The following is a 12,274-nucleotide window of genomic DNA, read 5'->3' on the forward strand; positions in this document are numbered from 1 at the left end:
CTAATATTTATTGGAATTTCGCCGGTCAACGCTGATGACCAGTTCACTGCCGTCAGATCTGGTGATGTTCCAGTTGAGGAGATCACCTTTCTGGGTAACGTTCATGGTTCCACCCATGCCGCCGATGTCTGCGCCAAGATAAAATTCAATGGCTCCCATCTTACATTCCTTTACGCAGGAAACGCAGCCCCAGCAGTTCTTCGGGTATTTCATGACCGCTTTTTTGTCTTTGATCTGGATCAGAGTGCCAGGACATACTTCCTGACATTTACCGCAGCCGACACATCGGTCTTCACGAATTCGTATGCTCATAAGTATCCCCCTTTACCAGATCCCTGAACAGAATGCGGATCTTGCCGTCTTCCATTCTGGAATTTACGTATTTTTCAAAATTCTGGTCTGTTTCCGGATGATCGAGATTCTCATTGAAAGAATGCCATCTGGTTTCTTTTCTGTTTCTGAGGTGTTCGATCAGCACCTGACAGACGAGAAGTCTTTCTTTTAATTCGTATGCAAAAAGAAGTTCATGCATATCTTCTGCACCGACCTGATCGGCAAGTTCACTCAGTCTTACAATCTTTTCTTCTGCAAGATCCAGCTTTTTCTCATTGAACTGATAGTTGCTGGCGATTCCGCCTGCGTATTCGTCCATGACTTTCTGCATGGCTTCTTCCAGTTCGTCGATGGTAAACAGACCGTTCTGTGCCTTGCGGATCTTTTCGTAATCTTTAATGATCGTCTGTGCCTGTTTTTCGATTTCGGATGTTTCTTCGTTATGATCATCTTTTAACTGTTCGATGATCGCGAGAGAGGCGATCTTGCCCTCTGCCAGAGCACCGGTCACATATTTCTGAGGACATCCGCCTGCCACATCACCGGCTGCATAAAGTCCGTGAATGGTGGTTTCTCTTCTGGTATCTACCCAGAAACCGCTGGCTGTATGACCGCCTACGATGTACGGCTCGGTTCCCTGGATCTCTACGTCCTGTTCGCTTGGCATCTTACCGCTCTCGATCCATTTGAGGGTCTGGCTCGGTGCCATATTCAGGTATGCTTTGAGAAGATCCTGATCCTGATCGGATGTGATACCGGAGGTCTTGAGATAACAAGGGCCATGCCCAAGCTGATTTTCTTTGACAGTTCCATATACACGCTGGCTGGTAGTCAGACCGTAAATGTGCTCATAGACTTCGCCTTTGGAGTTGACCTGCTTTGCCTGCACGCCCTGTGCGATAGTTCCTGTCGGAGCGATCGTATCTTTGCAGCGGAGTGCAATAAAACGCATCTCAAAGGTTGTCATCTCTGCACCGGAACGGATTCCCATCGCGTATCCGGCTCCTGTGTTGAATGGCGGATACCACATTTTATGTCTGGAAAATCCCGGGTTGTTTGGTTTGTAGAGGCCGGCTGCTCCTCCTGTTACGATCAGGACTGCTTTTGCATGGATCACATAGGCTGTTTCTTCCATGATGGAAAAACCGACAGCTCCGTAAACGTTTCCGTTTTCTGTGAGAAGGTCTGTGATGTTTACGTAATTGAGGACATCTACATTTTTGCTTTTGTATACGGCATCTGCGAGGAGTGGTTTGAAGTTTTCGCCATTGATCTTAATGTTACGGTTTCCTCTTGCCACGTAGTCTCCGTTTTCATCTTTGAGAATCACGAGACCCAGTTTTTCCATATCTGCCGTTACTTCATTAAATTCTTCTGCGGCTGTCAGAAGGAGGTCGTTTCTGACGATTCCTGCCGCATCTTTGGTTGCGTAATCTACGTAGTCCTGTGGCTTGCGGCCTTTAACGATGTAGGCGTTGATCGCGTTGACACCTGCTGCGAGGCAGCCGCTTCGTTTGATGTTCGCTTTTTCTGCGACGAGAACGGAAGCGTCAGAATTTCTGCTGATGGTGAGTGCTGCGTAGCAGCCTGCGGTACCGCCGCCTATGATCAGGACATCTGTATGTAAGTGTTTTACCTGTAAGGGTCTGCTCATGTTTTTTTCTTCCTGACTTTATTCTGTGATCTCGATCTCGTGGATCGTTACGTTTTTTTCTTTGTCGATTCCGAATGCTTTGAGTACCGGGTTTCCTTCTTCCATAAGGGAGAGGATGAGGTATTCGATGGTCGGGTCAAATGCCAGGCGTTTGTCTTCTTCGGATGGGCGGGATGGGGATTCCGGATGGGAATGGAAGTTTCCGATGATCTTGTATCCGTTGGCTCTGGCGTCTTTGAGTGCTGCAAGCTGTTCTTTTGGATCCATGGAGAAGTGTTCTCTGCTGACGTCTACGTTTGTGAGGAGGTAGACTTTGGTGACGGTGATCTCCTCGGATTCTTTGGTTCCCGCGAGGAGGCCGCAGGATTCATTTGGGAGGCCGGCAGTGCAGTGGTCCAGGATGGTGTTGTAGTCTGATTTTTTTATATATAATTTCATAATGGGGGCTCCTCGATATTGTTCTCTGACGTGTATGAATAAACAGTTCAACGGGGACACGCTCTCGCTGACTTCGACTGGCAACGGATACACTGTGTACTACGTCCACAGTGTATCGGTCACAATACGGTCACTAAGAACCGGCCGTCTCAGATCATCCCCTTATATTTCAATCCACGTTCCCGCATGGGGAACGACCATTGCTCTTTGACATATTCGACTAATGCCAATTTCACTAATTCAGTTTTAGTGCATGTCACACTCAACCTGCTCGTAGTCGATTAATTTAGTAATGGTAGGATGATCACCACATACCGGACAATCATGGTTTTTCGGCAGTTTAATTGTACGGAAAGTCATAGTCAGGGCATCGTAGGTGAGGAGTCTTCCTGTGAGGAGGTCTCCTTTGCCGATGATGTATTTGACTGCTTCCATTGCCTGGAGGCTTCCGATGACTCCGCCCATGGCTCCGATGACGCCTGCCTGTTTACAGGTTGGGACTGCATCCTTCGGCGGCGGATCTTTGAAGACGCATCTGTAGCATGGTCCTTCTCCTGGGACGTAGGTCATGAGCTGGCCTTTGAAGCGGATGATCCCTGCGTGGGAGAATGGTTTTCCTGCCATGACACATGCATCGTTGATCAGGAATTTTGCCGGGAAATTGTCGGTTCCGTCAATGATGAAGTCGTAGTCTTTGATGATATCCATGATGTTCTCGGATGTGATGAATTTGCGGTATGTATTGACTTTGACATCTGGATTGATCGCCTGCATGGTTTCTTTGGCGGATTTTACTTTGGCTTTGCCGAGGTCGGCTGTTGTGTGGATGACCTGTCTCTGAAGGTTTGAGAGGTCTACCTCATCGGCATCTGCGATTCCGATGGTTCCTACGCCGGCTGCTGCGAGATACATGGCTGCCGGTGCTCCCAGTCCGCCTGCTCCGATGATGAGGACGCTGGCGTTCAGGAGTTTTTTCTGTCCCTTTGCACCAACCTCTTTGAGGATGATGTGGCGGGAATAGCGTTCTAACTGTTCGTTTGTGAATGCCATTATCTTGCGCCTCCTCCCATGAAGTACAGGAATTCGATTTCGTCGCCGTCTTTGACTTCTGTTGTCTCGAAAGCTCCGCTTTCTACGAATTCGTCGTTGATGGTTACGGTTACATACTGAGGTGTTTCCACATCCTCTTTCTCAATTAACTCTTTTACGGTAAGTCCTTCTGGATATTCTTTCTTTTCTCCTGCTACTTTGATAAACATGATTCTTATCTCCTTTATTATAACAAAATTTATGAATTTAATTATCAAATCAAAGTTATATAATTGTGAAATGATAATTAGATATAATCTTCAAACAAAGCTTCAATCTCTTCTGGTTCTTTGAGCCCGACTATTTTGCCTTTCTGTTCGCCGTTTACGAAACAGATGACGGTTGGAGCGGACATGACTTTGTATTGTTCGGCGAGTGCTTTGTCGTAGTTGACGTTGACTTTATAGATGTAAAGGGCGTCTTCGTTTTCGTCTTCGAGGTCTCCGAGGATGCAGGCCATTTGTTTGCATGGGATGCAGGTGTCGGAGTAGAAGTCTACGAGGACTGGTTTGTCTGCCTTTAATACTTTTTCTTCGAAGTTTTCTGCGTTGATCCTGAGTGCCATATCATTCGTCCTCTACTTTCCTGACGATCAGAGTGAAGGTATCGTCGCCGTTGTCGGTGAGCTTCAGGATCTGATGTCCTTCTTCTTTGATGCTTCGCGGTACGTTCTGTACCGGTTCGCCGTTGTTCATACGGACGGCGAGGATCTGTCCGTCATCGAGTTCTTCCAGTGCCACTTTTGCCTTGACAAAGGTCACCGGGCACACAACATCTGTAATATCTACGGTATCATCAATTTTATAATCAGCCATCGTAAGCTCCTTTCAGTACTTCGTACAGTTTACCTTCTCCAACTCTGTCGATCGTGAATTTGAATCTTTCACCTGGTTTTGCGTGATCTCCGAAGAACTGGATTGCTGCATCTGTCACGCGGAAGAGCTGTTCTTCGGAAGTGATCAGTGGCAGGAATTCCTGTCCTTTGCTGATATGGTTTCCAAAAGTACCTCCAAATGATACAAGGAACGCTTCATTTACATCCCATGCATCTACCGGACAGGATTTTGCACAACGTCCGCAGTAGTTGCATTTGTCGGTATCGATCACAAGTTTGTCGTCCTTGAAGGAAATCGCTTCCTCGCGGCAGGCTTTTTCACAGACACCGCAATGGATACATGCATCTTCCTGCCAGGTAACCTGTGCGGCTCCTTTGATTCCTACATCGTTTTCTTCGGCTTTGAGACAGTTGTTCTGGCATCCGGTTACGCCGAATTTGAATTTATGAGGAAGTTCCCTTCCGAAATATCTCTCATTTAACTTAACAGCGATGTCGTAGCTGTTGATATTTCCGCTTGGACAGACTGCATTGCCCTGACATGCTGTTACCGTTCTTACTCTCGGTCCGCAGACACCTGGTTTACATCCGCCTGTGGCAAGATCTGCTGTCACATCATCGATGTCGTTTAATTTGATGAACGGGATCTCAACTCCCTGTCTGGAAGTGAGATGTACGTATCCATCACCGTATTTCTCAGCTACCTCTGCGATCTTCTTGAGGTTCTCTGCTGTCAGTGTTCCACCGACACAGGCAAGACGCAGGGAAAAGTTGTTTTTCTGTTTCTGGCGCATGAAACCGCCTTTTTTTAATGTTGCGTAATCTACTTTTGCCATTTTATTCTCCTTCTATCACTCGTCTGAAATCTTCCTTTAAGTCCTCGATATCTTCAATTCCCACACTGAGCCGGATCATGTCATCGTACACACCGGAAAGCTCTTTTTCTTCATTGGAAAGGTGTGCTGCGATGGTGCTTGACGGGTGGATCACCAGTGTCTTGGTGTCTCCGATATTGGATACCAGCCAGGGAAGTTTTAGTTCGTTTAAGATCTGGAAAGCTCTCTCCTTGCTTCCTGTTCTTAAGGTAATGATCGCTCCAAACCCACCATGGAACTGTTTCGCCGCGATCTCATGATATGGATGTTCCTCAAGTCCCGGATAGGAAACGGTGATGCCATGTCCTAATCCGTTCAGGAACTCCGCCAGCTCCATGGCGTTACTACAGTGACGCTGCATTCGAAGTCCCAGGGTTTCAAGTCCCAGATTGTTAAGAAAAGCATTCTGCGGTGCAAGACAGGCTCCCATGCTTCGAAAAAGTCCGTTCCGCAGTTTTGCAAGATAGGCAAATGGTCCGAACTTCTTAAATTCTGCCATCGCCGGATATTTCTCCGGGTCCCATTTAAACTTGCCTCCGCTCACCAGAACTCCGCTGATCGCATCACTGCTTCCGTTTATGTATTTGGATGAGGAATGAATCACAACATCCGCTCCGAGGCGTAATGGCTGGATCAGATATGGGGTTGCAACGGTGTTGTCAACCAGAAACGGAAGTCCATGCTTATGTGCGATCTCTGCCACTCCCTCGATGTCTGTGACATCCAGCTTCGGATTGCCGATCGTCTCTGCAAAAACGGCTCTGGTCTCAGGCATGATCGCCTTTTCAAAAGCATCCGGGGTGTTTTCCTTAACATAGGTTGTGGTGATCCCGTATGCCTTAAGCTCATCCAGAAGTTCTACCGTTCCACCGTAAAGTCCTGCCGCTGCCACAACATGATCACCATTTCGAAGAATGTTCATCAGTGCCATGGTCAGTGCTGCCATTCCGGAGGAACACGCTACACTTCCGACTCCACCTTCCAGTTTCGTCATCCGCTTCTCGAAGGATTCGATCGTCGGATTGTTGATCCTCGTGTAGGAGTAGCCTGCGCATTTGTTTGCGAAGATCTTCTCCAGCTCCTCTGCTGTATCGTGACGGAATGCACTGGACTGGTAGATCGGAACCTGTGTCGCGCCGTGAGGATTGCTGTCCTCGCTTCCATGAAGCAAAGTTGTGTTAAAACCGTATTCTTTCATTCCTGTGCTCCTTTGTTTTCCTTTGCTGTTTTGATGGTATTACTATATACCCATAAACATACCATGTCAATAGGTAATGTATGTTTTTTCCAAATTTTTTCATTTTTCTATTTTCAGCTTTCGGAACATATCAAAAAAGGCAGCAGAACACATCTTGCTTTTTTGATATGTTCTGCTGCCTTATGCCACAGAGTGGCTGTCAGATCACGTAATCTCCCATGTTTGAATTCTGTTCCAGAAGATCCTCCAGTGTGATTCCGTCAAAATATTCATTGATCAGCTTATAAAAGCCCTCCCACATCTGAAGTGTCTTACAGGTGGCAGCTCTCTCGCACTGGTTCGGATGATCATCCAGACAGGCAACCGGTGCCATGGATCCCTCTGTAATCCTTAAGATGCTCCCAATCGTATACTCAGAAGGTGTCCTGGCGAGACGATAACCGCCGCCCTTGCCTCTGAGTGCCTTGACAAATTTCTGTTTGCTTAATACGGAAACTATCGATTCCAGATATTTCTCTGAGATCTCCTGTCTCTTCGCAATGTCCATTAACGGAATATATTCTCCTGTATTATGCTCTGCAAGATCCAGCATGACGCGGATCGCATAGCGTCCTCTTGTTGAAATTTTCATGTAAATCCCTCCATATACCTATTATACCACAAGGTTATAGGGATTTCAAGCGATATCCCATCAGATTACAAGATAATCTTCTCTTGTAGAGCTGTTTTCCAGTGAGTAAACCTTGTTTTCTTTTATCACAAAAAGCCTCTGCACGAACACGTCGACTTTTTCGCCCTGGCGCACCATTGGCTCATCCAGGCCTCGTTTTGCCGTCAGCGTAACATCTCCGACTTTCACTTCCAGCTCAAAATAGCTTCCACGGAAAGCCACTCGTTCGACTTCTGCCCCGGATGCGGAGCTTTTGTACTTCTGTACCTCTGTCTTTCTGGTGACTTTGACAAACTCCGGACGGATGATCGCGTATTCGGCCCCTGGAATGTCCTCAAAATATTTGAACATCTGATAATCTTTTACAACAGCTGCCTGTCCGAAGAAAGATGCGCTGAATGCAGTTTCCGGACTCTGATATACCTCGACCGGGCTTCCCTTCTGTTCGATGTGGCCTCTGTTTGTGATGATGATCTCATCTGCCACCTCGATCGCCTCATCCTGGTCATGCGTCACGAAGATACTGGTAATCCCCAGCTGTTCGATCATATCTTTGAGCCAGGTACGGAGTTCCTGACGGATCTTGGCATCGATCGCCGCAAATGGCTCATCGAGGAGGAGAAGCTGCGGATTCGGAGCAAGTGCTCTCGCAAAAGCAACTCTCTGTCTCTGCCCACCGGAAAGCTGGCTTGGATATCTTTTTTCCAGACCCTTAAGGCCTACCAGCTCGATCAGTTCCATAACTCTGCTTTTGATGTATTTTTTGTCTGCTTTCTGGACTTTCAGGCCAAAAGCAACGTTGTCGTATACGGTCATATAGCGGAACAGCGCATAACTCTGGAATACGAATCCGATCCCGCGCTCACTTGCCGGAATGTCGTTGACTACTTTTCCATCAATGATGATCTCGCCGCTGTCCGGCTGCTCCAGACCTGCGATCATACGCAGGATCGTGGTCTTTCCACTTCCACTCGGACCCAGAAGACCGATCAGTTTTCCTTTCTCGATTCCAAAAGAAACATGGTCGGATGCTTTATAATCTCCAAAAGTTTTGTTGATATCCTTTAATTCGACGTACATTTAGACTTCCCCCTCTTTTTTTCCTCTGTGCTCCATCACGCTGCGGATGATCAGAAGGATCACCGCCATGATCACCAGGATCGAAGATACCGCAAATGCCGGCACATACTGAAATTCATTGAATAAGATCTCCACATGTAGCGGCAGTGTGTTGGTCAGGCCGCGAAGATGTCCTGACAGAACGGAAACCGCTCCGAACTCTCCCATTGCTCTCGCTGTACATAATACGATTCCATACAGGAGTGCCCATTTGATATGTGGAAATGTAATTTTGGAAAAAATCGTCCAGCCTTTCGCGCCCATCAGTGCGGCCGCCTCTTCTTCATCTGTTCCAATGGATTCCAGTACAGGAAGAAGCTCACGGAACACAAATGGAAAAGTAACAAATACCGTTGCAAGAACGATACCTGGAACTGCAAAGACGATCTGGATATTCGCCTTCTGCAGATACGGATAAAGGATGCTCTGTTTTCCAAAGATCAGAAGGTAGATAAGACCGGCAATGATTGGTGAGACTGTGACCGGAACATCGATCAGAGTCGTGAGCAGTTTTTTGCCCTTAAACTGAAATCTCGTGACTGCCCAGGCTGCACATAATCCAAGAACGGTGTTGCATACGACTGCGATCACGGTTGCTTTCAGTGTCAGCATCAATGCGGCGATCGTATAGGAGTCTGTCACCGCTTCTACATAGACTTCCCAGCCTTTTTTGAGAGCTTCTGTGACTACGACAAACAGCGGGAGTACCAGCATCACAAAAAGAAATAAAACGCTGATCCCGATCAGAAGATATTTTACGATCTTTGATTCATTTTCTCTGTTTTTCATCAGACGTTGCCTCCTCTCAGTCTTTTTGAATTGCGTGCCTGCATCAGATTCATCAGAAACAGGATGAGGAACGATGCGATCAGCATGACGAGAGCGATCGAAGTTGCGCTTTTGTAATCGAATTCCTGAAGTTCTGACATGATGATGAGTGGTGTGATCTCAGTCTCGTAAGGTCTGTTTCCTGCGATAAATACAACGCTTCCGTATTCTCCAAGGCAGCGTCCGAACGCCAGTCCTGTACCGGTAAGAAGCGGAGGAAGAAGTTCCGGAAGAATGACTCTTCGAAAAATATATCCAGGCTTCGCACCCATGACTCTTGCTGCTTCTTCATAAGAACCGTCCAGCTTTTCAAGGACTGGCTGCACTGCTCTTGCGACAAACGGAATTCCTACAAAGATCAGTGCAAATGTGATCCCAAGTTTCGTGTAGGCGATCTTGATGCCGAATTTTGCAAAAAAACTTCCGATGAGTCCCTGGTCTGATGTCAGGGAAGTCAAAGAGATGCCGGCAACTGCGGTCGGCAGCGCGAATGGAAGTTCGATCATACCGTCCATGATCCGTTTGCCCGGGAATTCATAGCGTACCAGAACCCACGCAAGGATCAGTCCCATCATGGCGTTGACAAGGGATGCGCCCAGTGCGGTGATAAAGCTGACATAGAAACTGGACAGGACTCTCTTTCTTGTAATGACCTCAAAAAATTCTCTCATCCCAAGCTGCGAAGAATACACAACAAGAGAAGCCAGCGGGATCAGAACCACGATACTGAGCATGGTGATCGTCACACCCATGGTCAGTCCGAATCCCGGAATTACTCTTTTTTTGCTTTTTTTCATAATCGTTCACCTCGTATTTTAGTTGCCGTAGATCTGATCAAAGATCCCGCCGTCTGCAAAATGTTTCTCCTGCACTTCCTGCCAGCCGCCAAAATCATCGATCGTTTTTAACTCCATCGTAAGGTCAAACACATCGCTGTATTCCTTCAGGATCTCCTCGTTGACCGGGCGGTAATAATTTTCTGCCGCGATCCTCTGTGCATCGCCGGAATAAAGATAGTTCAGATATTCTTTTGCGATGTCCTCTGTGCCGCGGTTCTCTGCCACTTCGTCGACCACTGCCACAGACGGCTGTGCCAGTACACTGATGCTCGGGTTGATGATCTCAAATTCATCCGGATCATCCTGTACAGAAAGAAATGCTTCATTTTCCCAGGCGATCAGGACATCTCCCTGTCCGTTCTCCACGAAGGAAGTGGTCGCGCTTCTTGCACCGGAATCCAGAACAAGTACATTCTGGTATAATTTTTTGATAAATTCTTCCATCTTGTCTTCCTGGTTATTATAAGCTTTCTGTGCATATGCCCAGGCTGCCAGATAGTTCCAGCGGGCTCCACCGGAAGTCTTCGGGTTTGGTGTGATCACATCAACATCGTCACGGATCAGATCATCCCAGTCCTGAATATTTTTCGGATTGCCTTTTCTTACCAGAAATACGATCGTGGAAGTGTAGGGAGCACTGTCGTCCGGAAGTTCTTCTTTCCATCCTTCATCGATCATTCCTGCATCCTGGATCGCATTGATATCATATTCCAGTGCCAGTGTCACCACATCTGCCTGCAGGCCGTTGATGACTTCCAGTGCCTGTTTGCCGGAACCGCCGTGGGACTGGATCACGTCCACATCCTGACCGGTCTCTTCCTTCCAGTGTTCCTGAAAGATCTTGTTATAAGATTCATACAGTTCCCTCGTTGGATCGTAGGAAACATTGATAATATGTACATCGGATCCTGCCCCTGCATCGTAGGAACAGACTCCGGTAAAAACTGCAATTCCAAGTACTGCTGCCAGACACAGGCTTCTCAGTTTTTTCTTTGTCATTTCTGCCACTCCCTGTTGTTTTCTTTTTTTACGTTAAAGGCATTATATACCAATAAACATACTTTTTAAATATGTTTTTTAGAAAACGTTTGCACAGATGTTTCTCCGGCACTGGTCGGGCATTGATCAAGCAGCAAAAAAGACCGCCAACACAGCACCTGTTCCCCTGTACGCCAGGAGTTACAGCAGTCTGTATTGATGGTCTTTTTTATTTTATATTTTTATTTCTGTTCATCGTAAGTGTCAAGGAAATTGTGTCTCACGCCATCCTGCTTGTATCCGATGACGGTATTCAGGTTGACATTCTCCACGCTTCGGAAAATATTATATTCAATGACCGGATCCTTCTTGGCAAGTTCATGGATCAGTTCCTTGATCTCCGCACGCTTGGAGCCCTTCTCAGTACCGCCGCAGGATGCACAGTGCTCTGTAAAGCGGCATGCACACTGGATGAAATGAAGGTCATTGTAATTCGCCCAGTGAATGATATCTGCCTCACGGATCAGATACAGCGGGCGGATCAGCTCCATTCCCTCAAAGTTCGTACTGTGAAGCTTCGGCATCATGGTCTGGACCTGTGCGCCATAGAGCATTCCCATCAGGATCGTCTCGATGACATCATCATAGTGGTGTCCGAGCGCGATCTTGTTGCAGCCCAGTTCTTTGGCTTTGCTGTAGAGATAACCTCTTCTCATTCTCGCGCAGAGATAGCATGGTGACTGTTCTTCTGCTGCAACGATATTAAAAATATCCGACTCAAAAACTGTGATCGGCACATTCAGGATCTTTGCATTATCCTTGATCGTCTGATAATTGATTTCATTATAGCCCGGGTTCATTACCAGGAAAACAACCTCAAAGTTCTTCTTGCCGTGGCGGGAAAGCTCCTGAAACAGCTTCGCCATCAGCATGGAGTCCTTGCCGCCTGAGATACAGACTGCGATCTTGTCTCCGTCCTGCACAAGCTCGTACTCACGGATCGCCTTGGTAAATCTCCTCCAGATCGGCTTGCGGAATTTCTTGATGATGCTGCGCTCGATGTCCTTTGTGCGCTGTTCTGCCGCATTGTGATCCGCCATCATTTTGCTGAGTTTGATCTTGAGCCATGCGCGGTAGCCGTTCTTGATGCTGTATACTTCATACCCCTGTTCATTCAGTTCCTGCGCAATTTCCTCACTCTTCTGCCCGGTATAACAGAGCAGATAAACCGGACAGTCCTTGCGGATCTCGTCCATATGCTCTTCTAATTCTTCCCAGTAGATGTTGACAGCCCCCGGATAGGTTTCCTTGTCAAAATCTGCCTTGTCACGGATGTCTATGATCTGTTTTTCCCTTGTATCTTCCTGTAATTCTTCAATCGTTCTAATACACATATGCTTCTTCCTTAATAAAAAATT

Annotated in this window: 15 protein-coding genes; all 15 read right to left on the bottom strand. The window is 47.1% G+C overall.

Annotation, left to right across the window (positions count from 1 at the left end; genetic code table 11):
- Positions 1-312: a 4Fe-4S dicluster domain-containing protein gene (locus tag DXC01_RS02810; RefSeq protein WP_022213499.1), complete on the bottom strand. Its 312-nt coding sequence runs from the start codon at positions 310-312 to the stop codon at positions 1-3.
- A complete protein-coding gene (locus tag DXC01_RS02815; RefSeq protein ID WP_118698201.1) occupies positions 293-1,987 on the bottom strand; it encodes an adenylyl-sulfate reductase subunit alpha in 1,695 nt (564 codons plus the stop codon). The genes DXC01_RS02810 and DXC01_RS02815 overlap by 20 nt, the downstream gene beginning before the upstream one ends.
- Positions 1,988-2,005: 18 nt before the next feature.
- Positions 2,006-2,425, bottom strand: coding sequence for a M67 family metallopeptidase (locus tag DXC01_RS02820; RefSeq protein WP_118698202.1), 420 nt, complete (start codon positions 2,423-2,425; stop codon positions 2,006-2,008).
- 246 nt (positions 2,426-2,671) lie between these two features.
- Positions 2,672-3,475: a HesA/MoeB/ThiF family protein gene (locus DXC01_RS02825; RefSeq protein ID WP_118252605.1), complete on the bottom strand. Its 804-nt coding sequence runs from the start codon at positions 3,473-3,475 to the stop codon at positions 2,672-2,674.
- Positions 3,475-3,684, bottom strand: coding sequence for a sulfur carrier protein ThiS (gene thiS, locus DXC01_RS02830; RefSeq protein WP_022213495.1), 210 nt, complete (start codon positions 3,682-3,684; stop codon positions 3,475-3,477). The genes DXC01_RS02825 and thiS overlap by 1 nt, the downstream gene beginning before the upstream one ends.
- 77 nt (positions 3,685-3,761) lie before the next feature.
- A complete protein-coding gene (locus DXC01_RS02835; RefSeq protein ID WP_022213494.1) occupies positions 3,762-4,079 on the bottom strand; it encodes a thioredoxin family protein in 318 nt (105 codons plus the stop codon).
- A gap of 1 nt (position 4,080) precedes the next feature.
- Positions 4,081-4,329 (bottom strand): sulfurtransferase TusA family protein, encoded by a 249-nt coding sequence (locus tag DXC01_RS02840; RefSeq protein ID WP_022213493.1) that lies wholly within the window; start codon positions 4,327-4,329, stop codon positions 4,081-4,083.
- On the bottom strand, positions 4,322-5,185 hold the full coding sequence (locus DXC01_RS02845; protein WP_022213492.1) for a 4Fe-4S binding protein: 864 nt from the start codon (positions 5,183-5,185) through the stop codon (positions 4,322-4,324). The genes DXC01_RS02840 and DXC01_RS02845 overlap by 8 nt, the downstream gene beginning before the upstream one ends.
- Before the next feature lies 1 nt (position 5,186).
- Positions 5,187-6,422 (bottom strand): O-acetylhomoserine aminocarboxypropyltransferase/cysteine synthase family protein, encoded by a 1,236-nt coding sequence (locus DXC01_RS02850; protein ID WP_118698203.1) that lies wholly within the window; start codon positions 6,420-6,422, stop codon positions 5,187-5,189.
- A gap of 199 nt (positions 6,423-6,621) precedes the next feature.
- Positions 6,622-7,053, bottom strand: coding sequence for an RrF2 family transcriptional regulator (locus tag DXC01_RS02855; protein WP_022213490.1), 432 nt, complete (start codon positions 7,051-7,053; stop codon positions 6,622-6,624).
- Positions 7,054-7,113: 60 nt separating this feature from the next.
- Positions 7,114-8,172 (bottom strand): sulfate/molybdate ABC transporter ATP-binding protein, encoded by a 1,059-nt coding sequence (locus DXC01_RS02860; RefSeq protein WP_118252607.1) that lies wholly within the window; start codon positions 8,170-8,172, stop codon positions 7,114-7,116.
- Positions 8,173-9,000: a sulfate ABC transporter permease subunit CysW gene (gene cysW / locus DXC01_RS02865; protein ID WP_022213488.1), complete on the bottom strand. Its 828-nt coding sequence runs from the start codon at positions 8,998-9,000 to the stop codon at positions 8,173-8,175.
- A complete protein-coding gene (cysT, locus tag DXC01_RS02870) occupies positions 9,000-9,836 on the bottom strand; it encodes a sulfate ABC transporter permease subunit CysT (protein ID WP_118698204.1) in 837 nt (278 codons plus the stop codon). Before cysT ends, cysW begins: the two co-directional genes overlap by 1 nt.
- Positions 9,837-9,854: 18 nt before the next feature.
- Entirely contained in the window at positions 9,855-10,877 is a 1,023-nt protein-coding gene (locus DXC01_RS02875; RefSeq protein ID WP_118698205.1) for a sulfate ABC transporter substrate-binding protein, read from the bottom strand.
- Positions 10,878-11,098: 221 nt separating this feature from the next.
- Complete coding sequence (locus DXC01_RS02880; protein WP_118698206.1) at positions 11,099-12,250, bottom strand: ATP-binding protein; 1,152 nt, start codon at positions 12,248-12,250, stop codon at positions 11,099-11,101.
- Between the last annotated feature and the right edge of the window lie 24 nt (positions 12,251-12,274).

The sequence above is a fragment of the Blautia sp. OM07-19 genome (assembly GCF_003481595.1).
GTDB classification, from domain to species: domain Bacteria; phylum Bacillota; class Clostridia; order Lachnospirales; family Lachnospiraceae; genus Blautia_A; species Blautia_A intestinihominis.